Consider the following 21676-nt stretch of genomic DNA (forward strand, 5'->3'; position numbering starts at 1 on the left):
CGGTCAGTGAAGTGGCGTGATGAAGCGACGCGCGGGTCTCAGTCGCGATGCCGCGCAGTCGCTTTCATACGTAGCCAGTTGATGCAGTTCAGTCGAGCATGCTGATCGCGGTCGGCGCGTCTTCACGCTTCGCGGCCAGTTCCTCGAACTCGTTGATCGCGTCGATCTCGGTGCCCATCGAAATGTTCGTCACCCGTTCGAGAATCACTTCGACGATCACCGGCACGTTGAATTCGGAGAGCATCGCCTGCGCTTTTTGCAGCGCCGGCTTCAACTCTTCCGGCTTGAACACGCGAATCGCCTTGCAACCCAGACCCTCGGCGACTGCCACGTGATCCACGCCGTAACCGTTCATCTCCGGCGCGTTGATGTTCTCGAAGCCGAGTTGCACGCAGAAGTCCATATCGAATGCACGTTGTGCCTGGCGGATCAAACCCAGGTACGAGTTGTTCACGACCACATGCACGTACGGCAGCTTGAATTGCGCACCGACCGCGAGTTCTTCGATCATGAACTGGAAGTCGTAGTCGCCCGAGAGCGCGACGATCGGACGTTGCGGGTCGGCCGCACGCACGCCGAGCGCAGCCGGAATGGTCCAGCCGAGCGGGCCGGCCTGGCCACAGTTGATCCAGTTGCGCGCCTTGTACACGTGCAGGAATTGCGCGCCGGCAATCTGCGACAAACCGATCGTGCTCACGTAGCAGGTATCGCGGCCGAACACCTGGTTCATCTCTTCGTACACGCGCTGCGGCTTCATCGGCACGTTGTCGAAGTGGGTCTTGCGCTGCAGGGTCTGCTTGCGTTGCTGGCAATCGGCGACCCATGCGCTGCGGTCCTTCAGCTTGCCCGCGACCTTCCATTCCTTCGCGACTTCGACGAACAGTTCGAGCGCAGCCTTCGCGTCCGATACGATGCCCAGGTCCGGTCCGAACACGCGGCCGATCTGCGTCGGTTCGATATCGACGTGCACGAACTTGCGGCCCTTCGTATAGACCTCGACGCTGCCCGTGTGGCGGTTCGCCCAGCGATTGCCGATGCCGAGCACGAAGTCGGACGCGAGCATCGTCGCGTTGCCGTAGCGGTGCGAGGTTTGCAGACCGACCATGCCGGCCATCAACGGATGGTCGTCGGGAATCGCACCCCACGACATCAGCGTCGGGATCACCGGCACGCCAACGGTTTCGGCGAACGCGACGAGCAGGTCTTCAGCCGCTGCGTTCAGCACGCCGCCGCCCGAGACGATCAACGGCTTGTCGGCGTCGTTCAACAGCGTCAGCGCCGCTTCGATTTGCTTGCGCGACGCTTTCGGCTTGTAGACCGGCAGCGGCTCGTAGGTGTCGATATCGAATTCGATTTCAGCGAGTTGCACGTCGATCGGCAGATCGACCAGCACTGGACCCGGGCGGCCCGAGCGCATCAAATGAAATGCCTGCTGGAACACGCGCGGCACCAGCGCCGGCTCGCGCACGGTCACGGCCCACTTGGTGACGGGCTTCGCGATCGATTCGATATCGACGGCCTGGAAGTCTTCCTTGTAAAGACGCGCGCGCGGCGCCTGACCTGTGATAGCCAGAATAGGAATCGAGTCGGCCTGGGCAGAGTACAAACCGGTGATCATGTCGGTACCGGCGGGCCCCGACGTGCCGATGCACACGCCGATGTTGCCCGGCTGCGCACGGGTGTAGCCCTCGGCCATGTGCGATGCGCCTTCGACGTGGCGCGCCAGCACGTGGCTGATGTTGCCGGCCTTGCGCATCGCCGAATAGAACGGGTTGATCGCGGCGCCGGGTACGCCGAACGCGGTGTCGATGCCTTCTTTTTCGAGCACCAGAACGGCTGCGTCGACGGCTCTCATCTTGGCCATGAATGTCTCCTGAATGTCTTTGAATCGGGCGAATCAAGGGGGTTGAGAGCACTTTAGGACCGACTCAAAGGTTTGATAAGATCAGTCCGGGTCGCTTATTTCGAAACAAAAAGTATGGAATGGCGCGCAGCCTGGGATTTCGGCTGACGCGCGACGGCTGGCAGGAGACCACCATGGATCGCTTCAAACAGATCGAGACCTTCGTGCGCGTAGCCGATGCGGGCAGCCTGGCGGCGGCCGCGCTGGAGGAGGGGGTGTCGCCGGTGATTCTCGGTCGCCGGATCGACGCGCTGGAAAAACGCCTCGGCGTGAAGCTGATGTATCGCTCGACGCGGCGGCTGGTGGTGAGCGAGGAGGGCGCCGCGTTTCTGGAGCGCTGCCGGGGTCTGCTGACCGATTGGGATCAGGCGGAAAACGAATTGAGCGCCGGGCGGCGGGCGGTGAACGGTCACCTGATTGTGTCGGCGCCGGCTGCGTTCGGGCGCAAACATGTCGCGCCGCTCGCGCCGGATTTTCTCGCCGACAAGCCCGGATTACAGCTGTCGTTCAATCTGACCGACCGGGTGGTGGACCTGGTGCGCGAAGGCTATGACCTGTCGATCCGGATCGGCGGCGCGGTCGATCCGAATTTTGTCGCGGTGAAGCTGGCGTCGAACCGGCGCGTGGTGTGCGGCACGCCCGACTATTTCCGCCGGCACGGCAAGCCGAAAACACTCGAAGACTTGCCGCAGCACAACTGTCTCGCGTTCAATCTGCAGGGCGGGCAAAACCGCGGCTGGTATTTTCGGCGCAACGGCAAGCTGGCGACGGTGCGGGTCGGCGGATCGCTGGATTGCAACGACGGGGAATTGCTGCACCGGTGGGTATCGGAAGGGCTTGGGCTCGGCTGGCGCTCCACGTGGGAGATCCAGCAGCAACTGGCGCGCGGCGAACTCGAAACCGTGCTCGACGAATTCGCACTGCCCGATTACGACATTCTCGCGGTGTATCCGCAGCAGCGTTATGTGCCGGCGAGGGTGCGGTATTTCATCGACTATCTGAAAGAGGTGTATGCGAGCGAGGATTATTGGAATCGGCCGGGGTATTAGGGGTGGGGGGGCGAGAGGTGCGCGCTGGAGGACCAGCTTGGCAGTTCACCAGCGCACCAGCTCGCCAGTTCACGAGGTCACCAGCTCACCAGCTTGCCAGCTCACCAGCTCACCAGCGCACCAGCGCACCAGCGCACCAGTTCACCAGCGCACCAGCTCACCAGCTCACCAGCTCACCAGCTCACCAGCTCACCAGCTCACCAGCTCACCAGCGCACCAGCGCACCAGCTCACCAGCCCACCAGTCCACCAGTCCACCAGTCCACCAGTCCACCAGTCCACCAGTCCACCAGTCCACCAGTCCACCAGCCCACCAGCCCACCAGCTCACCAGCCAAGCACTGCTGCGTGGCGCCGCGACTACGCTGATCGCGCCGTTGTATCGCCCGCCCCGCCGGTTCTGCCGCCCCTCCCGGCAAGCGGGCCGCTGCGCCGCGCATCTTTTCGCCGATCTGCGGCGATAGCGGGAATAAACTCGCCAGAAGCCCGGTTATGCATTGAAAGGAAGTCACGACGAGCCGCACCGCATAGCCGCAATGCCCTGGAGGGCCGAGGTGGTCCAGACCGAAACAGATGCCGTCGCCCGCGAGCGAGGCGATACCGATGCAGCGAGGAGCCGCCGTTTTCAGCAGCTCGCGCTGCCGCATCTCGACGCTGCGTACAATCTCGCGCGCTGGCTGTGCGGCAACCCGAGCGATGCCGATGACGTAGTCCAGGAAGCCTTCCTGCGCGCCTTCCGCTTCTTCGACACGTTTCGCGGCGACACCGCGCGTCCCTGGTTGCTGGCGATTGTGCGCCGGACCTGGTACACGGAATGGCGGCGTCGGGCGCCGTCGCACGACATGCTTGAGTTCGACGACACCATGGACGATGCGACCTTCGATGGCTGGAGCGCAGGCGGTGACGATCCACAGACACTGCTGATCCGCGATGAGGATACGAAGCTCGTGCACGAGGCGCTGGCGCAGTTGCCGGTGGAGTATCGGGAGGTATTGATCCTGCGCGAACTTGAGGAGATGGGCTATCGGGAAATCGCCGTGGTGGCGGATTTGCCGATTGGGACGGTGATGTCGCGGCTTGCACGAGGGCGCCGGAAGCTGGCGGACGTGTTGATGAAGAAGCAGGGGGCGAAGCCCTCGAGCGCGGGCACATCGGCCTGCAAGGTGCGGATGCCGGCGGGCGGGGCCGCATCGCAATCAGCACGTCAGGAGGATTCGGACGATCCGGCGTCTTCCGGCTCTCCGGAGCCGCCGCAACATTTGGCTCGCCCGGATCAATCCGCGCAATCGATGGGTAGGCCGCCGGATTCGTCCGGCAGCGCCCATCCCGGCACTGGAAGCCAGGCAGCGCCGCAGCGTGCCGATGGACGCGCCGCAGACGGACCCGCTGCCGCGTCCGTTACCGGCAAGTCTGGCACCGCGGCCACCGCAACTGTCACCCCGCTCCGGGCGTCTGCAAACGGCCGGCCACTCAATTCGCCCGGCGCAAGCGCCGCGGGCTCCGCTCAGGAGACGCCAGATGGACTGTAAAGAAGCCCGGCCGCTCCTCGATGCGAACGCCGATCATGAGTTGCCCGCGCCGGATGCGCGGCGCGTCCAGCAGCATATTGAAAGTTGCGATGCCTGCCGTCGTGAAAGCGACGGCCTGCGGGAATTGAGCGGTGCGCTGCGCGCGGCGCCTTATCATCGCGCGCCGCCTTCGCTGAAGGATCGGATCATTGCGGGGTTGCCGCCATTGGAGGACATGCTGGCCGTGACGGCGGCGGAGGGTCGTCCTGCCGCGACCGAGGAACCCGGTACAGCTGGCGCGAGGGGGAGCAGCGGGTTCAGCGAAGCCGGCGACCCAGACGGCGCGCCGGACCCAGTGGCGAAGTCGCGTCCGCGTCAACGGCGCCGGCCCTTCTGGTCCGCGTTGCTCGACGGCTGGCGCGGCCAGCCGGGTGGCTTCGGAGGCCCGCTCGCCACCGGCGGCGCCAACCGGCTGTTTGCTTCGGGCTGGCTGGCCGCGCTGATCGTCGCATTGGGCGCGGTGGCGGCGGGCGTCGCGTTGAACGCCCATCGTTCCGCGGATATTTCTCCATTTACCGACGAACTGGTGGAAAGCCACGTGCGAGCCCAGGTGTCGGGCCGCGACATCGACGTGATTTCGACCGACCGACACACGGTCAAGCCGTGGTTTAACGGCCGGCTGGACTACTCGCCGCCGGTCGAGGATCTGGCCGCCAGCGGCTTCCCGTTACAGGGTGGGCGGCTCGACTACCTCGCGCATCAGCGGGTGGCGGTGCTGGTGTACCGGTATGGCAAGCACGTGATCGACGTGTACGTGTTTCCGCAGAGCGGCTCGGGTGCGGCGCCGTCGACGCTGGGGCGGGAGGGCTACTCGATCGCCCACTGGAACGCTGAAGGCATGACCTGGTGGGCGATTTCCGATGCCGCGCCCGATGCGTTGACGGGACTGGAGACTGCGTTGAAAGCGCGTCTGCAAAGCGGCAGCGAGCGCACGGAAGGTGGCTCGTAGCCGGCTTACGGGAACGTGTGCCGCATGGGTGTGCGGGTGGCTTTGGCGGAATCGCCCCGGTCGCGCATGTTGGCTGCTGCACAGAACAGCGGCCGCGCGCATCTCAAGTGCACCAGGCCGTTCTACGACCGTTCAAACGAGGTCCAGACGGCACCCGGGACCAGCCGGGTGTCGCTCTCCGCTCCGATTCCCACCTTTAACGGGTCGCCGCCTTCCGGCCAGTCTTGGCCCTAAACCTTTGAAAACACACCCGATTCGTGCGTTTCATTAACGGGATATCTTGCAACCCGGCCCCATTCGGGTTACACTCTTTGGCTTCTCACTTGCCGCACCGGTTCGACGCCCGGGTGGCTTTTATCCATAAGTCAGCACAAGGAGTGAATATGCGTCATTACGAAATCGTTTTTATCGTGCACCCGGATCAGAGCGAGCAAGTGCCCGCCATGATCGAGCGTTACAAGTCCACGATCACCTCGCACGGTGGCCAGATCCACCGTATCGAAGACTGGGGCCGCCGCCAACTGGCCTACATGATCGAGAAACTCGCTAAGGCTCACTACGTCTGCATGAACATCGAATGCGACCAGGCTACGCTCGACGAGCTGGAACACGCATTCAAGTTCAACGACGCTGTTCTGCGTCACCTGATCGTCAAGCTGAAGAAGGCCGAAACGGCCCCGTCGCCGATGATGAAGGAAGTGCAGCGCGAAGAAGCCAAGAAGTCGGCTGCTACGCAACCGTCCGAAGCGCAGGCTTAAGACACACTATTTAAGCTACCAGAACAGGCGTCGTTTTCGCCCAAGGCTACATGAACCGGCTGCAACTCAAGGCCAGCGTCGTCGAACGCGAACCGGTGCGGTACACCCCCGCCGGCGTTCCGATTGCAGGTTGCACGTTGCACCATCGCACGGAAGTCGTCGAAGCCGGCATCGCCCGGCAAGTCGAACTCACCATGCAGGCAGTAGCGGCAGGCGAGGCGAGCGGTAGGCTGGAAAGCTGTCCGATGGGCGTGGAAACGCTCTTCACAGGCTTCCTGGCAAAAAAGCACCGCAACGCACGAACTCTGGTATTTCACATCACAGAATTGCAGGACATTGGAAAGGACTGAACATGCCCCGCCCGACTGGTAAGAAATTCGACAAGCGTCGTCAGCAACAAAATCCGCTCTTCAAGCGCAAGAAGTTCTGCCGTTTCACGGCCGCTGGCGTCGATCACATCGACTACAAGGACCTCGAAACGCTGAAGGACTTCATCGGCGAAAACGGCAAGATCACGCCGGCGCGTCTCACGGGTACGAAGTCGCATTATCAACGCCAGCTGGATACGGCAATCAAGCGCGCACGTTTCCTCGCGCTGGTGCCGTACACCGACCAGCACAAGGCCTAACCCGACGACGCGATAAGGAGCATCTGAATGCAAATCATTCTTCTGGAAAAAGTCGTCAATCTGGGCAACCTGGGCGATATCGTGAAGGTCAAGGACGGTTACGCACGTAACTTCCTGATCCCGAACAAGCAAGCTCGCCGTGCAACGAAGGAAGCCCTGGCTGAATTCGAAGTCCGCCGCGCAGAACTCGAAAAGATCGCCGCTGAAAAGCTGGCTGCAGCTCAAGCTCAAGGCGAAAAGCTGGGTGGCTCGACGGTTCAGATCGGTCAGAAGGCTGGCGTCGACGGCCGTCTGTTCGGCTCGGTGACCAACGCTGACATCGCTGACGCGCTGGTCAAGCAAGGCTTCGCAGTGGAAAAGGCGCAAGTGCGTCTGCCGGAAGGCCCGCTGAAGATCGTCGGCGACCACGCAGTTCAAGTCTCGCTGCACACCGACGTTCTCGTCGATGTGACGGTGGCTGTGATCGGCGAACACGCCTAAGCATCATGTAGTATTTGCCAGGATTCAGCTGGCGAAAGGCAGGGGCCGGGTAACCGGCCCCTGCTTTTTTTGTGCCCGTTTTTTTAGTTTTTGCGCTCGCCGTCGCCGCCTGATTACCCGATAATTCCTCTCCATGAACGCACCGTCCAAAGATCCCCAACTCGAGTCGCTGAAAGTCCCGCCGCATTCGATCGAGGCCGAGCAATCGGTGCTGGGCGGCTTGCTGCTCGACAACGCGGCTTGGGACCGCATCGCCGACTTCCTGTCGCAGAGCGATTTTTACCGCTACGACCACCGCATCATCTTCGAACACATCGGCAAACTGATCGCGGCCACGCGTCCGGCCGACGTGATTACCGTGTACGAGGCGCTCGGCACCTCGGGCAAGGCAGAGGAGGTCGGCGGTCTTGCGTATCTGAATGCGCTGGCGCAGAACACGCCGAGTGCGGCCAATATTCGCCGCTATGCGGAAATCGTGCGCGATCGCGCGGTGCTGCGCCGGCTGGTTTCCGTGGCCGATGAAATTTCGGCTGATGCATTCAACCCGCAGGGCAAGGAAGTCCGGCAACTGCTGGACGAAGCGGAATCGAAAGTGTTCTCGATCGCCGAAGACGGCGCCCGCGGCACACAGGGCTTCCTCGAAATCGGGCCTTTGCTGACTCAGGTGGTCGAGCGGATCGACACGCTGTACCACACCGCCAACCCAAGCGATGTGACCGGCACGCCGACCGGCTTCGTCGATCTGGACCGCATGACCTCGGGCATGCACGGCGGCGAACTGATCATCGTGGCAGGACGTCCGTCAATGGGTAAAACGGCGTTTTCGATGAACATCGGCGAATACGTGGCGGTCGAGTATGGTCTGCCGGTGGCTGTGTTCTCGATGGAAATGCCGGGTTCGCAGCTCACCATGCGTATGCTCGGCTCGGTTGGCCGGCTGGATCAGCACCGTATGCGTACCGGCCGCCTGACCGACGAAGATTGGCCGAAGCTCACGCACGCGGTGCAGAAAATGAGCGAAGCGCAGATTTTCATCGACGAAACCGGCGGTTTGAACCCGATGGAATTGCGTTCGCGCGCACGCCGGTTGTCGCGCCAGTGCGGCAAGCTTGGGCTCATCATCATCGACTATTTGCAACTGATGAGCGGATCGTCTTCCGGTGAAAACCGCGCGACAGAAATTTCAGAAATTTCGCGCTCATTGAAGAGTCTCGCCAAAGAGCTCGACGTGCCGGTGATCGCGTTGTCGCAGCTTAACCGTGGCCTCGAACAACGTCCGAATAAGCGGCCGATCATGTCGGATCTGCGCGAATCCGGCGCTATCGAGCAGGATGCGGACGTTATCCTGTTCATTTACCGCGACGAAGTCTACAACCCGGATAGCCCGGATAAAGGCACCGCCGAAATCATCATCGGTAAGCAGCGGAACGGTCCGATCGGCCCAGTTCGGCTCACGTTCCATGGTCAATTCACGAAGTTTGACAACTTTGCCGGGGCGCAGAATTTCTACAGCGATTAAAAACGCAGATTCGCCGATAAGTGAAGCGATAACTGAAGCGCCGTTGTAACGGCGCTTTCAAAGTGCGGCATCGGTCTCGCAACGGTACAATGTGGCGGTTTTATGTCAGCCATAATGTGACCAATTTTCGGGATCCCAATGTTCGGTCGTTTCATGCCCACCGAGGGCAAATTTTTTGAAATTTTCAATGCACACGCCACGTGCATCGTCTCGGCGAGCCGCGAACTCGAGCTGCTGATCGACAATCTGCAAGACGCGGAGACCCACAAGCAAAACGTGCAGAAGGCCGAAAAGGCCGCTGACAAGCTCACGCACGAAACCATCGACTTGCTGCACAAGACCTTCATCACGCCGCTCGATCGCGATGAAATCCACAAGCTGATCACCACGATGGACGACATCCTCGACCTGATGGAGGACGTCGCCACCGCAATCTCGCTGTACGACGTGCAGGCTGTCACGTCCGAAGCCAGCCAGTTGGCGCATATCTGCACGGCGACGTCCGAGCGCGTGCAGTTCGCCGTCAGCCTGCTGTCGGATATGAAGCAGGCGGGGCAGATCCTGAAGGCTTGCGAGGAAATCGACCGTCTGGAGTCGGAAGCCGATCGCGTGCTGCGCTCGGCCATGTCGAAACTGTTCCGCGAAGAGGACAACGTCAAGACGCTGATCAAGCTGAAGGCAATTTATGAACTGCTCGAAACGATCACGGACAAGTGTGAAGATGTAGCGAACATCATCGAAGGCATCGTGCTGGAAAACGCATAATGCAATCGATACAACTCGCTATCTGGGTCGTGGCCGGCCTGGTCGCCGTCGCGTTGATTTTCGACTTCATGAACGGCTTTCACGACGCGGCAAACTCCATTGCCACGGTGGTTTCCACCGGCGTGCTGAAGCCGCAGCAGGCCGTCGCCTTCGCTGCTGCGTTCAACGTCATCGCGTATTTCGTGTTTCACCTGAAGGTCGCGGCGACCGTTGGCAAGGGCACGATCGACCCTGACATCGTCGACCATTACGTGATTTTTGGGGCGCTGGTCGGTGCGATCGGCTGGAACATCATCACGTGGCATTACGGTATTCCGTCCAGTTCCTCGCATGCGCTGATCGGCGGACTGGTAGGGGCGGCGCTCGCCAAATCGGGCTGGGGCTCGCTCAATATGGACGGCCTGCTGAAAACGGTCGCTTTCATCTTTATTTCGCCGCTGCTGGGCTTCGTGCTCGGGTCGTTCTTCATGCTGGCGGTGTCGTGGATCTATTTCCGCACGCCACCCAGCAAGGTCGACCGGCGATTCCGGCGTTTGCAGTTGATCTCGGCGGGGCTCTATAGCCTTGGGCACGGCGGCAATGACGCGCAGAAGACCATCGGCATTATCTGGATGCTGCTGATCGCGACCGGTTACGCGTCGTCGTTCGCCGATGCGCCGCCGCTGTGGGTGATCGGCGGCTGCTATCTGTCGATGGGCTTGGGCACGCTGTTTGGCGGCTGGAGAATCGTCCGCACGATGGGACAGAAGATCACCAAGCTGAAGCCGGTTGGCGGGTTTTGCGCGGAGTCGGGTGGGGCAATTACGCTGTTCACCGCTTCGGCGCTCGGCATTCCGGTGTCGACCACGCACACGATTACCGGCGCGATCGTCGGTGTCGGCGCGACGCAAAAGCTGAGCGCGGTGCGTTGGGGTGTTGCCGGGAATATTGTCTGGGCGTGGATTCTGACGATTCCGGCTTCGGCGGTGCTTTCCGCGGCAGGCTGGTGGTTTGGCCACCGCTTTCTTTGAGCCCTTCTGTGAGCCTGACAGCCCCAGCTATAGGCGTCTTGAGCACGATCAGCTGGCAATTTCAGGCGTAATACCCATTGCGCCGCATTTTTAACGCTACTCGTGCAGCGTTTGCTGCCGGGTGGCGTCGCCGACCTGTCGAGCGGGTCGGCGCACAACCGGCTTGTGCGTACGCCGAGGCGCCCCCACGCAGGCACCTGACGCGGCAAACTTCGACCGGCATCAGTTCTGATGCCGCCGAGCCTTTCTCCACCATGCCGACAACCGCGCCGTTCAGATCAACGGCGCGCTGCCTCCGTCCATCGGCACGATCGCGCCCGTCACATAGCTCGCCCGGCGGCTAGCCAGAAACAATGCGACGTCGGCGATTTCCTCCGGTTTTGCATAGCGCCCGAGTGGCACTTTAGCCTGACCGCGCGCCAGCGCGTCCGCGCTCTCGATGCCTTGCTGCGCCGCTTCCAGTTTGACCGCTTCCTCGACGCGTTCCGTCAGCGTCGACCCGGGGTTGATCGCGTTGATGCGGATGCCATAGCGTGCGTAATAGTGAGCGAGACCGACAGTGGCAAGCATCAGCGCGGCATTTGCAGCGCCGCCGGCGATATGGATGTCGCTCGCAATCTTGCCGCCCATGCCGATGATATTGACGATCGTGCCGGGTTCCGTGCCGCCACCGGCTTTTACCCGCTCGGCCATGCGCCGCAGAACTTCCTGCTGCGGATAGATGTACGGGAAATACTTCGCTTCCATCGTCGCGCGGAACGCGTCGGCATCGAGCGTTTCCGGATCGTAGCGGCGGGCCGCGCCCGCGCTGTTGATCAGCACATCGATCGGGCCGACGGCAGTGCTGACTTCTTCGACGATATCGGCGGCGCTATGCGGTTCGTGCAGATCGGCGCGAGTCCGGTGCACATGCAGACCTTCCTGCTTCAACTGCTCGTAGGCGCGAGCAAGATTGGCGGGGTCGCGCGAAACGATCGCGACTTTCGCGCCTTCAACGGCGAACGCACGCGCGCAGGCGAGCCCGATTCCCTTGCTGCCGCCTGTGATCAATACCACCTTGTCTTTGAGCCCGAGATCCATCGTCACCACCTGCAGTCGGAAGAATATCGATGACGATAGCAGATCGGCGGCGTCGCTGGGACAAGCGGTCCTTGGTGCGGCGCGGGAAGGAGGGCGGCGTGACACAGCGCGGGTGCGCGTCGTATAGAGGTAATGCGTGAAGGAGCGGAGAAGGTCGAAAGGCTCCGGACATTGAACGCATCACTCAGGTCGAGGACGTCGCAAATCGCGGCGGGAAACGCTCAGCGACACCGGCCACCGGCGGCGTGTATTAGCGTGGGGAGCCGTTCTGACCAACCGGTCCGTTAGTACTGTGCTAAGCAGGCATGCCGGCCATTGGAAAACCGGAAAACCCGATGCGTTCGCCCCACATCACTCATCCGTCCACGAACGCGAATAAAGCATGCGAATTGCCGACGTCAGAAATTACCGTTGGCGAACCGGGCAATGGGATCGTCGTTGGTTTGCGTGGGGGCGGGCGTGCCGCGTGAGCCAGTCGACGCGCGCATGATCTGCACGCTGTCATTCTCTTCCCCTTGCTGCGCCTGCCGAGCCTGTCGCGCGGCGACCGAAGCGGGCGGCGGCGGTTCAAATGCATCGGCGGCGGCATCGATGGCATCTGGCTCGTGACCCGCAGCACCCTGCGAAACGGAGCGCGCGGTTATCGCCGGTTGCGTAGAAGTGCCGCCAGCGGCGTCATACGCACGAGCCTGAGAGTTCGACGCGGTCGCGGGAGAGACGGCACCCGCCGCACGCGCCTGCATTTGCGCCGCGCTCAGGCCGGGCGGTGGCGGCTCGAACTGATCCGCCTGACCTGGGGCCGGGCCGCTTGCGGCAGCGCCAGTGGTGGACTGAGCCGCTGTAGCAGTCAAAGGTGCGTGAGCCTCAACGACGCGGGCCGCCCGTTGCGATTGATTTTGCGGCGGCTGCGGTTCGGCAGCATAAACCGGCGGTGGGGCTGAAACCGCTGCCACCGGCGGCGCGACTTCCGCACTTGCCACACCAGCCGCGCTCGCAGGCGGGATGCCACGTTCCGGCTGAGGCGCCGCGGCCTGATAGCTCGGCGTGTCAAACGGTGCAGGCGCAGCAGCAGGCGCCGCCATCCGCCGGATGCCGTCGAAGCGCTTGGCCCAGTAAGGATTGGTCAGATAGTCGAGCCGCACCGTACCACCGGTCGACGGCGCGTTGACGAAGCGCAGCTTGCCCACATAAATGCCGACATGCGAATGCGCGCGCCCGGTCGTATTGAAAAAAATCAGGTCACCTGGCGCGACCTGATCGGGTTCAATCGATTCACCCCGCACGCTCATATCCGCAGTCGTTCTCGGTAGATTCACCGACGCTGCGCGCAAGACGACGTAGCGAACCAGTCCGCTGCAATCGAAGCCGCTATCAGGCGTATTGCCGCCCCACCGGTACGGCACGCCTACGAGACTCATCGCCTGAATCGAGATTTCCTCGCGGCCGATGCTGTGATCGACGAAATTCGGAAAGCCCGGGGGCGGCGCATGATAGGCGCCGTTTGCCACGATCACCGAGTTGCCCGACCCGCGCGACACTTTCTGCGGCGCGCCGGCACAGGCCGCGAGCAACAGGATAGTCAGCAGGGACAACGCAAGTCGGCGCATGAAAACGGGACGAGCGTTAAACGCTCGTAGACTGACGGACGATTTCCGGATGGTAGCCCGCCCAACGCGGCGGCGGCAAGAATTCTTGATAAATTACTTGAAGTTTGTGCGCTAAGTGTTGCCTGAGTGTCTTTTTTCAGGCCCATGGGGCAATAGAAAAGCCGCGTCTGGAGCAACTCCAGACGCGGCTTCGAATGATGCTAACTAGCTGAAACTTAGAGAATTTCCGACGCGTAATCGGCCAGTCGCGAACGCTCGCCGCGCGCCAGCGTCACGTGCCCGCTGTGCGCCCAACCCTTGAAGCGATCAACCACATACGTCAGCCCGGAACTGCCTTCGGTCAGGTAGGGCGTGTCGATCTGCGCAATATTGCCCAGACAGATGATCTTCGTGCCCGGACCCGCGCGCGTGACCAGCGTTTTCATCTGTTTCGGCGTCAGATTCTGCGCTTCGTCGATGATCAGGTATTTATCCACGAACGTGCGGCCACGCATGAAGTTCATGCTCTTGACCTTCAGACGCGAGCGGATCAGCTCCTGGGTCGCAGCGCGGCCCCATTCACCGGCAGCGTCGTCGGTCTTTTGCAGGACTTCGAGGTTGTCGTCGAATGCACCCATCCACGGCTGCATTTTTTCCTCTTCCGTACCCGGCAGGAAGCCGATGTCTTCGCCGACCGGCACCGTCGCGCGCGTGACGATGATCTCGTTGTAGCGCTTGTCGTCGAGTACCTGCGCGAGGCCGGCCGCGAGCGCGACCAGCGTCTTGCCCGTGCCCGCCTGACCCAGCAGCGTGACGAAGTCGATTTCCGGATTCATCAACAGATTCAGCGCGAAATTCTGCTCGCGATTGCGCGCCGTGATGCCCCACACGTTGTTCTTGTGGTGACCGTAGTCGCGCAGCGTTTGCAGCAACGCCGTCTTGCCGTTCAACTCACGCACCAGCGCGTGAAACGCCGGCTCGCCGTTTTGCGGTTCCAGATAGACGAACTCGTTGACTAGCATCGACGGACACAGCGGACCGGTCACGCGGTAATACGTGGTGCCGGTTTTAGTGTCCTGCCAGCTCTCCATGCCCTTTGCGTGCTTGGTCCAGAAGTCCTGCGGCAGCGCGCGGATGCCGGAGTACAGCAGATCGCTGTCTTCGAGCACCTGGTCATTGAAGTAATCTTCAGCGGGCAGGCCGAGCGCATGCGCCTTGATGCGCATGTTGATGTCTTTCGACACCAGCACGACCTGGCGATCCGCGCGGTCGCGCTGCAACGCACGCACGACACCCAGAATCTGGTTGTCGGCCTTGCCTTCCGGCAGACCTTCGACCGGCTCGATCGCAGTCAGCTTGGTCTGGAAGTACAGACGCCCGGATGCCTCGCGGCTGCCCAGACGCGCGAGCGAAATGCCGTCGGACATATTGCCCGCGTTGGCGACCAGCGCGTCCAGCGTACGGCTCACCTGACGCGCGTTACGCGCGACTTCCGACATGCCCTTCTTGTGGTTGTCGAGTTCTTCCAACGTCATCATCGGCAGATAGACGTCGTGTTCCTCGAAACGGAACAGGCAGCTCGGATCGTGCATCAGCACGTTCGTGTCGAGCACGAACAGCTTCTGGATTTCGACCGGGTCGGTAGCCGCCCCGCGTTTCTTGCTAGTGCCGCGGGTGGCCGGCGCGGCAGCCGCGGGCGAGCTCGCCGCGGGCTGTCTGGCGCTCGGCGCACGGGCGACGACTGGTTGCGGTTCGGCAACAGGCGCGGACGGCTCGGCTTGCGGGCGGGCAGCCGGAACCGGCTGCAACAACGCAGCGGTTTGTTTGGACTTGCGGCTGCGCGCCGGGGCGGCTTGCCCAGCGGATTCGGACGCAGCGGTGGAGGCCGACGACGCCGGCACGGGGCGCAGCGTAGTGGCTGCATTGGCGGCGTGCGCCATCGGCGTGGCGACGTTCGCGCGGCCGTAATCGGCCGATTCTGTAGGCTCCCCAACGCCAGCCTGTTTCTTCGCGGCGGAGCGCGCCGGGGTGGCGGCTTTGGCCTTGTATTCGTCAGGCGGCAGGAGATTGCCGAGCTTGCTGGGGGGGGTAGGCAAAGGCATGGTTTCCCTCGAATTAATCGGGTCACATATCGTGCGCCGCCTGTCGCATTCTGCCGGTGCCAGTCAATGCGCACGCAGTTTGCGCCCGGAGGCGCGCATTCGGTCTAGAGATGCCGGTTCGCCTGGTCTTCGATCGGCTCCTTAACGGAAGCGCGCAACCGAGTGAACGAACGGCAGCGCGCAATTAAAAAAGCCGCCGCCCCAGCGTGTGGAGCAAGCGGCTCGCCTACAGTGCTCGCGTTGCACCTCACGACTCCGACGGTACCGGTATAAGCAACGAAACCGGTAAAACGACCGTCGAGTCTGGCGCAGCTGCGGGAAATTTGGGATGGACAGGCACTCATTGGAACCCAATATATCGCGCCTCAAAGCGCTTGTACAGCCTCCAGAATATCGTCGACGTGGCCTGGTACTTTTACGCCACGCCACTCCTGGCGCAGCACCCCTTCGGCGTCGATCAGGAACGTGGAGCGTTCAATTCCACGCACTTCTTTGCCATACATTTTCTTCATTTTGATGACGTTGAAGAGCGCGCAAAGATTTTCTTCCGGGTCTGAAATCAGTGGGAAAGGTAATTCGAGCTTTGCCTTGAAATTGTCATGCGAGCGCAGGCTGTCGCGCGACACGCCGAGGATTTCCGCGCCGGCCTTCTTGAACTTAGGGTACAGGTCGCGGAATTGCAGACCTTCGGTCGTGCAGCCTGGCGTGTTGTCCTTCGGGTAGAAATACAGCACCACCTTTTTGCCCCGCAGTTTGGACAGCGTGATCTCGCCGCCGGTAGCGGGGGCGGTGAAGTCGGGGATGGGTTGGTCGACTGCGATGGACACGAGGTTCTCCGGTTGTTATGGTCGGCGCCGCCCGCGGTTGACTGCTGCGTCGGCGTCGGCCTGGCATCGAGGCTTTTGGGGAGGTCGGCCTGGCGCGCGGCCTGTTCTCGCGCGTGGGCCGGGTCGTCAGGGGTGGCGGCTGGTTGCCCGGTCAGGGCTGGACAATCAGTTCGCCGGAACGCCCTGGAATTTCGCCCCACGTAACAGGGTACGATGGCAGCGTGTTGCGGTCCAGCGTGGCGTAGTAATCGCCCATGGTTGCGAACGTGTGGCCTTGCGCGCGCCAGCCTTCAAGCAGCTGTTCGAAAATGGGCGCGAGCTTTTGCCCTTCGAGTTCTGCGTGCAGCGTGAACACCTGGTCGTGCGGGTTGCTGTCGGTGTGCTTCAACATCCAGCCGGCGACGTTGTGCAGATCGACGCCGTCCACGCCCAGCACTTCGTCGAGCGTGGGCAGCGTGGTCGGCATCTGCACATGCGCTAGCGTCTTGCCGTCGACGACCGGCAGATACGGCGAATGTCCGCGGCCGTCGGACGCGTAGTGCATGCCCCACGCGTCGATCTGCTCGAACGCGTAGCCGTTCATCTGCCAGCCCGCCGCGCCGTGCGTCACCGGCGGCGCGCCGAAAATATCGGCGAAACGGTCGTGGCTTTTCTGCATTTGCGCGGTCGTCCACGCGCGGTCTTTCGAACGCACGTTGTCCTGCCAGACCACGTGATCCCACGTATGAATGCCGCATTCGAAGCCGGCTTCATGAATCGCACGCATTTCCGCCGATGTCTTCGCGCCGATGTCAGGCCCCGGCAGCAGCACGCCGTACATCAACTGCTTGATGCCGTAGTGTTCGACCACCGAAGTACGCGACACCTTCTTCAGAAACCCCGGCCGCAGCACGCGCCGCATCGCCCAACCGGTGTGGTCGGGCCCGAGGCTGAACAGGAAGGTGGCGCGCGCCTTGAAGCGGTCGAAGATACGCGCGAGATTCGGCACGCCTTCGCGGGTGCCGCGCAGCGTGTCGACGTCGATCTTCAGGACGATACGGGCCAAGGATCAGCCCTTATTGCTGTTCGACGAGCGCGCGCGCTTCGCCGACATGGCCGCGATACGCTTCGAAAATTTTGCGCAGCGCTTCGTCGAACGTCGACTTCGGCGCCCAGCCGAGTTCCTGCATCGTGTTGTCGATCTTCGGCACGCGGTTCTGCACGTCCTGATAGCCGGCGCCGTAGTAAGCGCCCGACGACGTTTCGACCAGTTGAACCTGCTTGGCCATGTCCGCGTATTCGGGGAATTCGGCGGCCAGCGTCAGCATCTTGTGCGCGAGCTCACGCACCGAGAAGTTGTTGGTCGGGTTGCCGATGTTGTAGATCTTGCCCGTGGCAATGCCGTCCTTGTTCTCGATGATCTTCATCAGCGCGCCGATGCCGTCGTCGATATCGGTGAACGCACGCTTCTGCGCGCCGCCGTCGACGAGGCTAATGTTCTCGCCGCGCACGATATGGCCGAGGAACTGCGTGACCACGCGCGAGCTGCCTTCCTTCGGCGTGTAGATCGAGTCGAGGCCCGGGCCGATCCAGTTGAACGGGCGGAACAGCGTGAAGTTCAGGCCTTCCATGCCGTAGCCCCAGATCACGCGGTCCATCAACTGCTTCGAGCACGCGTAGATCCAGCGCGGCTTGTTGATCGGGCCGTACGACAGTTGCGATTCTTCCGGATCGAACTGCTCGTCCGTGCACATGCCGTAGACCTCGGAGGTCGACGGAAACACGAGGTGCTTGCCGTACTTGACGGCCGAACGCACGATCGGCAGGTTCGCTTCGAAGTCGAGTTCGAACACGCGCAACGGCTGCTTCACGTAGGTAGCGGGCGTGGCGATCGCGACCAGCGGCAGGATCACGTCGCACTTCTTGACGTGATATTCGACCCACTCCTTGTTGATCGTGATGTCGCCTTCGAAGAAGTGCATCCGCTCATGATTGATGAGGTCGCCCAGACGTTCAGTCTGCATGTCCATCCCGAAGACTTCCCAGTCGGTCGTTTCGAGAATGCGTTTGGACAGGTGATGGCCGATGAAGCCGTTCACACCCAGAATCAGGACTTTTTTCATGAGTAACGGGGACTTTGGAGGGGAGTTCGAATGAGCTGGGCGAATTCGGCCGGGGAGACGACAGTTTCGCTGCCGTCGTGCTGGTGCCGCAATTCGTGGATGGCAATCGTGCGACCGTCGCCGCAGATCGCGAAAACGGCATTATCGCTTACGTGCAGGCCGGGCGGCAAATCCGAGCGAAGCGCGCCAGGCGCGGCCAGGCGTGCACGTGCGACGATAAAACGCTGTTCGCCGATGTCGGTGAAAGCGCCGGGATAGGGCGGCGCGACCGCGCGAATCAGGTTGTACACCTGCTGCGCGGGCTGGCTCCAGTCGATCCGGCCGTCTTCCGGCTTGCGGCCGCCGTAGTAGCTGCCGTGCGAGAGGTCGTTCGGCAGATGCGGCGCTTCGCCCGCGAGCAAAGCGGGCAGCACGCGCCAGAGCGTTTGCTCGGCGGCGACCGTGACTTTGTCGAATACCTGCGCGGCGGTATCGTCGGGCAGGATCGGTACCGGCGTCTGCGCGATGATCGCGCCCGCGTCGGGCTTCGCGGCCATTTCGTGCAGCGTCGCGCCGGTTTCGGTTTCGCCGTAAATCACCGCCCAGTTAGTCGGCACGCGGCCGCGGTATTTCGGCAGCAACGAGCCGTGCATGTTGTAAGCGCCCCGTGAAGCGATGGCCAACAGGTCGACCGGCAACATATGGCGGTAGTAGAACGAGAAGATGAAATCCGGGCGCGCAGCGCTGATGGCGGCGCGCAGTTCCGGACTTTTCGGATCAGCGGGCGTGACAACCGGAATGCCGTGTTCAGCCGCGACCGAAGCCACACTGCCGAACCAGATGTTTTCGCTCGGGTTGTCCTCGTGCGTGACGACCAGCGCCACGTCGACGCCGCGCGCGAGCAACACCTGCAGGCAGCGCACGCCGACGTTGTGATACGCGAATACGACAGCGCGCGGCTTCATGGATTCGGCCCCTGATCGACCAGCGGAGCGGTTTGCACAGCCTGCACCACGGCTTGACGCGGCGCTTCGGTCACGGTCGTGCCGTCGCGCTGTTCCAGAATGGTCTGCACCAGATAGCGCGGACGCGCGCGCACCTGCTGATAAATCCGGCCGATGTATTCACCAAGCAGCCCGAGCGCGAAAATAATCACGCCGAGCAGGAAGAACATCACGGCGAACAGCGTGAACACACCTTGCACTTCCGCGCCGATGATGAAGCGTCGAATCAGCAGCAACACGAACAACGCGGCCGACCCGAGCGACAGGATCACGCCAATGAACGACAGCCATTGCAACGGCACCACCGAGAAACCGGTGACGAGGTCGAAATTCAAACGGATCAGCGAATACAGCGAGTACTTTGATTCACCGGCAAAACGCTCTTCGTGCGCGACTTCGATCTCGACCGGGTTCTGCGCAAACGTATACGCGAGCGCCGGAATGAACGTGTTGATTTCGCCGCAACGATTGATCGTGTCGATGATGTGCCGGCTGTACGCGCGCAGCATGCAGCCCTGGTCGGTCATCTTGATGCGGGTGATGCGCTCGCGCAGCCGGTTCATCGCGCGCGAGGCCTTGCGGCGCCACAAGCTGTCCTGGCGTTGCAGGCGGATCGTGCCGACATAGTCGTAGCCTTCGCGCATCTTCGAGACCAGCTTGCCGATTTCTTCCGGCGGATTCTGCAGGTCGGCGTCGAGCGTGATGACGATGTCGCCGCGCGACTGTTCGAAGCCCGCCAGAATCGCCATGTGCTGACCGTAGTTGCCGTTCAGCAGGATCACGCGGCTCGTGTCAGGCCGCGCGCGGAACTGCTCGGCGAGCAGAGCGGCGGATTTGTCGCGGCTGCCGTCGTTGATGAAGATCACTTCATAACCGGTGCCGAGCGCGTCGAGCGCCGGGTAGAGGCGCTCGAATAGCGCGGCCAGCCCGGCTTCCTCGTTGTACACCGGAATGATGATCGACACTTCCGGGGCAACAGCGCGATGTTCCGAATAAGTCATTTCGGCTTTACTTTCCGTATTGTTCGCAAATTTCGTTGACCGCGCGGCATACGCGCTCCACGTCGCTTTCGTTCATCAACGTGAAGAGCGGCAGCGTGACCGTGGTCGCGCCAAAGCGCTCCGCATGCGGGAACATGCCTTCCTTGAAGCCGCGTTCGCGGTACAGCGTGAACAGATGCAGCGCAGGATAATGCACGCCCGAGCCAACGCCGCGCTCTTTCAGTTCATTCATGAAGCCGGCGCGGTCGATCGACAGTTTTTCGAGCGGCAGCGTGATCTGGAACATGTGCCAGTTGCTGTTCTCGAGGTCGGCAAACGGCAGGCCGACGCCCAGCTCCGCCGCCGGGCCCTTGCCCAGTCCAGCGAAATAGAGGCGCACCAGCTTCTTGCGTTGTTCGATGAACCGCTCCATATGCGGCAGCTGACCGAGCCCGACGCGCGCGGCGACGTCCGTCAGATTGTATTTGCCGCCGAGCACGTCGCAGTCCATGCCGTCGAAACCCGTGCGGGTGATGCCTTGCAGCCGGTACTTCTGGGCCAGCACGGCTTCTTCGTCGTTGTTCAGCACCAGCGCGCCGCCTTCGATCGAGGTCAGATTCTTGTTTGCGTGGAAGCTGAACGACACGATGTCGCCGAGCTTGCCGATGCGCTCGCCGTTCCACGTCGAGCCGAACGCCTGCGCCGCATCTTCGACCACGCGCAGCTTGTGCTCGCGGGCAATCGCGTACAGGCGGTCCATGTCGACCGGCAGGCCCGACAGATACACCGGCAGCAGCGCCTTGGTGCGCGGCGTGATGGCCTTTTCCAGCAGATTCAGGTCGATATTGCGGGTGACCGGATCGATGTCGACGAATACCGGTGTCGCGCCGACCTGAAGGATCACATTGCAGGTGGACACCCACGTGGCGGGCGTGGTGATGACTTCGTCGCCGGGACCGACGCCGGCGATGCGCAGGCCGATCTCCATCGTCGCGGTGCCGGAGTTGAACGTGCGCACCGGACGGCCGCCGCAGTACCCGGACAGCGCCGCTTCGAACTTCTGGTTCTGCGGACCGGTGGTGATCCAGCCGGAGCGCAGCACGTCGGCGACGCCCTGGATCGTTTCTTCATCGATCTCAGGTTTGACGAACGGCAAAAACGGCAAAACTGGAACTGTTGACTGGCTCATGAATGCTTCGCTCGATTGAGAGGGGCGCTACCCGAAGGGCGCGAAGTAAACCACAAACTACGCGCAAACCCAAGGCCGCGGCAAAAAAGGCGCAACCGGAGAGCTTACCGCGGGCAACCTTAACTGTCGCTTAGCCTGGCGGCGGAGTCCGCTTACGGTATCTTGTACTGGTTGCGCCGGGCTAGCCGGCGCGGACGATA

20 protein-coding genes are annotated in these 21676 nt (G+C 62.2%); 10 read left to right on the forward strand and 10 right to left on the reverse strand.

What is annotated here, in order from left to right; genetic code table 11:
* Positions 1-88: 88 nt before the first annotated feature.
* Entirely contained in the window at positions 89-1864 is a 1776-nt protein-coding gene (gcl, locus tag LMG28727_RS01495) for a glyoxylate carboligase (RefSeq protein WP_201640541.1), read from the reverse strand.
* Positions 1865-2037: 173 nt separating this feature from the next.
* On the opposite strand from gcl, the gene LMG28727_RS01500 reads away from it, so the two are divergent.
* The 10 genes from LMG28727_RS01500 (at position 2038) to LMG28727_RS01545 (ending at position 10627) form a co-directional block, all read left to right on the forward strand.
* Entirely contained in the window at positions 2038-2952 is a 915-nt protein-coding gene (locus tag LMG28727_RS01500; RefSeq protein WP_201640542.1) for a LysR family transcriptional regulator, read from the forward strand.
* A gap of 552 nt (positions 2953-3504) precedes the next feature.
* The gene (locus tag LMG28727_RS01505) at positions 3505-4479 is read left to right on the forward strand and encodes an RNA polymerase sigma factor (protein ID WP_201640543.1); all 975 of its coding nucleotides are present in this window, start codon (positions 3505-3507) and stop codon (positions 4477-4479) included.
* Positions 4469-5467, forward strand: coding sequence for an anti-sigma factor family protein (locus LMG28727_RS01510; protein WP_201640544.1), 999 nt, complete (start codon positions 4469-4471; stop codon positions 5465-5467). Before LMG28727_RS01505 ends, LMG28727_RS01510 begins: the two co-directional genes overlap by 11 nt.
* 383 nt (positions 5468-5850) lie before the next feature.
* Complete coding sequence (rpsF, locus tag LMG28727_RS01515) at positions 5851-6225, forward strand: 30S ribosomal protein S6 (RefSeq protein ID WP_201640545.1); 375 nt, start codon at positions 5851-5853, stop codon at positions 6223-6225.
* A gap of 50 nt (positions 6226-6275) precedes the next feature.
* Complete coding sequence (gene priB / locus LMG28727_RS01520; protein WP_201640546.1) at positions 6276-6575, forward strand: primosomal replication protein N; 300 nt, start codon at positions 6276-6278, stop codon at positions 6573-6575.
* A gap of 2 nt (positions 6576-6577) precedes the next feature.
* Positions 6578-6853: a 30S ribosomal protein S18 gene (gene rpsR, locus LMG28727_RS01525; RefSeq protein WP_007182109.1), complete on the forward strand. Its 276-nt coding sequence runs from the start codon at positions 6578-6580 to the stop codon at positions 6851-6853.
* A gap of 27 nt (positions 6854-6880) precedes the next feature.
* Positions 6881-7333 carry a 50S ribosomal protein L9 gene (gene rplI / locus LMG28727_RS01530; RefSeq protein WP_201640547.1) on the forward strand — a complete coding sequence of 151 codons (453 nt, stop codon included), beginning with the start codon at positions 6881-6883 and terminating at the stop codon, positions 7331-7333.
* 133 nt (positions 7334-7466) lie between these two features.
* Positions 7467-8852 carry a replicative DNA helicase gene (locus LMG28727_RS01535; protein ID WP_074763850.1) on the forward strand — a complete coding sequence of 462 codons (1386 nt, stop codon included), beginning with the start codon at positions 7467-7469 and terminating at the stop codon, positions 8850-8852.
* A gap of 138 nt (positions 8853-8990) precedes the next feature.
* Positions 8991-9617: a DUF47 domain-containing protein gene (locus tag LMG28727_RS01540; RefSeq protein WP_074763851.1), complete on the forward strand. Its 627-nt coding sequence runs from the start codon at positions 8991-8993 to the stop codon at positions 9615-9617.
* Positions 9617-10627: an inorganic phosphate transporter gene (locus tag LMG28727_RS01545; protein WP_201640548.1), complete on the forward strand. Its 1011-nt coding sequence runs from the start codon at positions 9617-9619 to the stop codon at positions 10625-10627. Before LMG28727_RS01540 ends, LMG28727_RS01545 begins: the two co-directional genes overlap by 1 nt.
* Positions 10628-10900: 273 nt before the next feature.
* Here LMG28727_RS01545 and LMG28727_RS01550 read toward each other — a convergent pair whose 3' ends face one another.
* The 9 genes from LMG28727_RS01550 to LMG28727_RS01590 form a co-directional block, all read right to left on the reverse strand.
* A complete protein-coding gene (locus tag LMG28727_RS01550) occupies positions 10901-11707 on the reverse strand; it encodes an SDR family oxidoreductase (RefSeq protein ID WP_201640549.1) in 807 nt (268 codons plus the stop codon).
* Between the two features lie 398 nt (positions 11708-12105).
* Complete coding sequence (locus LMG28727_RS01555) at positions 12106-13314, reverse strand: C40 family peptidase (protein ID WP_201640550.1); 1209 nt, start codon at positions 13312-13314, stop codon at positions 12106-12108.
* A gap of 215 nt (positions 13315-13529) precedes the next feature.
* Positions 13530-15395 carry a PhoH family protein gene (locus LMG28727_RS01560; RefSeq protein WP_201640551.1) on the reverse strand — a complete coding sequence of 622 codons (1866 nt, stop codon included), beginning with the start codon at positions 15393-15395 and terminating at the stop codon, positions 13530-13532.
* A gap of 365 nt (positions 15396-15760) precedes the next feature.
* Positions 15761-16222 carry a peroxiredoxin gene (locus LMG28727_RS01565; RefSeq protein ID WP_201640552.1) on the reverse strand — a complete coding sequence of 154 codons (462 nt, stop codon included), beginning with the start codon at positions 16220-16222 and terminating at the stop codon, positions 15761-15763.
* A gap of 151 nt (positions 16223-16373) precedes the next feature.
* The gene (locus LMG28727_RS01570; protein WP_201640553.1) at positions 16374-17267 is read right to left on the reverse strand and encodes a polysaccharide deacetylase family protein; all 894 of its coding nucleotides are present in this window, start codon (positions 17265-17267) and stop codon (positions 16374-16376) included.
* A gap of 10 nt (positions 17268-17277) precedes the next feature.
* Positions 17278-18324, reverse strand: coding sequence for a bifunctional UDP-4-keto-pentose/UDP-xylose synthase (locus LMG28727_RS01575; protein ID WP_201640554.1), 1047 nt, complete (start codon positions 18322-18324; stop codon positions 17278-17280).
* Entirely contained in the window at positions 18321-19268 is a 948-nt protein-coding gene (locus LMG28727_RS01580; protein WP_201640555.1) for a formyltransferase, read from the reverse strand. Before LMG28727_RS01580 ends, LMG28727_RS01575 begins: the two co-directional genes overlap by 4 nt.
* A complete protein-coding gene (locus LMG28727_RS01585) occupies positions 19265-20308 on the reverse strand; it encodes a glycosyltransferase (protein WP_201640556.1) in 1044 nt (347 codons plus the stop codon). The genes LMG28727_RS01580 and LMG28727_RS01585 overlap by 4 nt, the downstream gene beginning before the upstream one ends.
* A 7-nt stretch (positions 20309-20315) precedes the next feature.
* Positions 20316-21476, reverse strand: a complete 1161-nt coding sequence (locus LMG28727_RS01590) for a DegT/DnrJ/EryC1/StrS family aminotransferase (RefSeq protein WP_201640557.1) — start codon at positions 21474-21476, stop codon at positions 20316-20318.
* Positions 21477-21676 lie beyond the last annotated feature (200 nt).

It is taken from the genome of Paraburkholderia metrosideri, assembly GCF_904848625.1.
Classification (GTDB): domain Bacteria; phylum Pseudomonadota; class Gammaproteobacteria; order Burkholderiales; family Burkholderiaceae; genus Paraburkholderia; species Paraburkholderia metrosideri.

Excerpts from the sequence above, each read along its gene's own strand:
- gcl (WP_201640541.1), bottom strand. The coding sequence starts at position 1,864 with ATGGCCAAGATGAGAGCCGTCGACGCAGCCGTTCTGGTGCTCGAAAAA.
- LMG28727_RS01500 (WP_201640542.1), top strand. The coding sequence starts at position 2,038 with ATGGATCGCTTCAAACAGATCGAGACCTTCGTGCGCGTAGCCGATGCG.
- LMG28727_RS01510 (WP_201640544.1), top strand. The coding sequence starts at position 4,469 with ATGGACTGTAAAGAAGCCCGGCCGCTCCTCGATGCGAACGCCGATCAT.
- rpsF (WP_201640545.1), top strand. The coding sequence starts at position 5,851 with ATGCGTCATTACGAAATCGTTTTTATCGTGCACCCGGATCAGAGCGAG.
- priB (WP_201640546.1), top strand. The coding sequence starts at position 6,276 with ATGAACCGGCTGCAACTCAAGGCCAGCGTCGTCGAACGCGAACCGGTG.
- rpsR (WP_007182109.1), top strand. The coding sequence starts at position 6,578 with ATGCCCCGCCCGACTGGTAAGAAATTCGACAAGCGTCGTCAGCAACAA.
- rplI (WP_201640547.1), top strand. The coding sequence starts at position 6,881 with ATGCAAATCATTCTTCTGGAAAAAGTCGTCAATCTGGGCAACCTGGGC.
- LMG28727_RS01535 (WP_074763850.1), top strand. The coding sequence starts at position 7,467 with ATGAACGCACCGTCCAAAGATCCCCAACTCGAGTCGCTGAAAGTCCCG.
- LMG28727_RS01540 (WP_074763851.1), top strand. The coding sequence starts at position 8,991 with ATGTTCGGTCGTTTCATGCCCACCGAGGGCAAATTTTTTGAAATTTTC.
- LMG28727_RS01545 (WP_201640548.1), top strand. The coding sequence starts at position 9,617 with ATGCAATCGATACAACTCGCTATCTGGGTCGTGGCCGGCCTGGTCGCC.
- LMG28727_RS01550 (WP_201640549.1), bottom strand. The coding sequence starts at position 11,707 with ATGGATCTCGGGCTCAAAGACAAGGTGGTATTGATCACAGGCGGCAGC.
- LMG28727_RS01555 (WP_201640550.1), bottom strand. The coding sequence starts at position 13,314 with ATGCGCCGACTTGCGTTGTCCCTGCTGACTATCCTGTTGCTCGCGGCC.
- LMG28727_RS01560 (WP_201640551.1), bottom strand. The coding sequence starts at position 15,395 with ATGCCTTTGCCTACCCCCCCCAGCAAGCTCGGCAATCTCCTGCCGCCT.
- LMG28727_RS01575 (WP_201640554.1), bottom strand. The coding sequence starts at position 18,324 with ATGAAAAAAGTCCTGATTCTGGGTGTGAACGGCTTCATCGGCCATCAC.
- LMG28727_RS01580 (WP_201640555.1), bottom strand. The coding sequence starts at position 19,268 with ATGAAGCCGCGCGCTGTCGTATTCGCGTATCACAACGTCGGCGTGCGC.
- LMG28727_RS01585 (WP_201640556.1), bottom strand. The coding sequence starts at position 20,308 with ATGACTTATTCGGAACATCGCGCTGTTGCCCCGGAAGTGTCGATCATC.
- LMG28727_RS01590 (WP_201640557.1), bottom strand. The coding sequence starts at position 21,476 with ATGAGCCAGTCAACAGTTCCAGTTTTGCCGTTTTTGCCGTTCGTCAAA.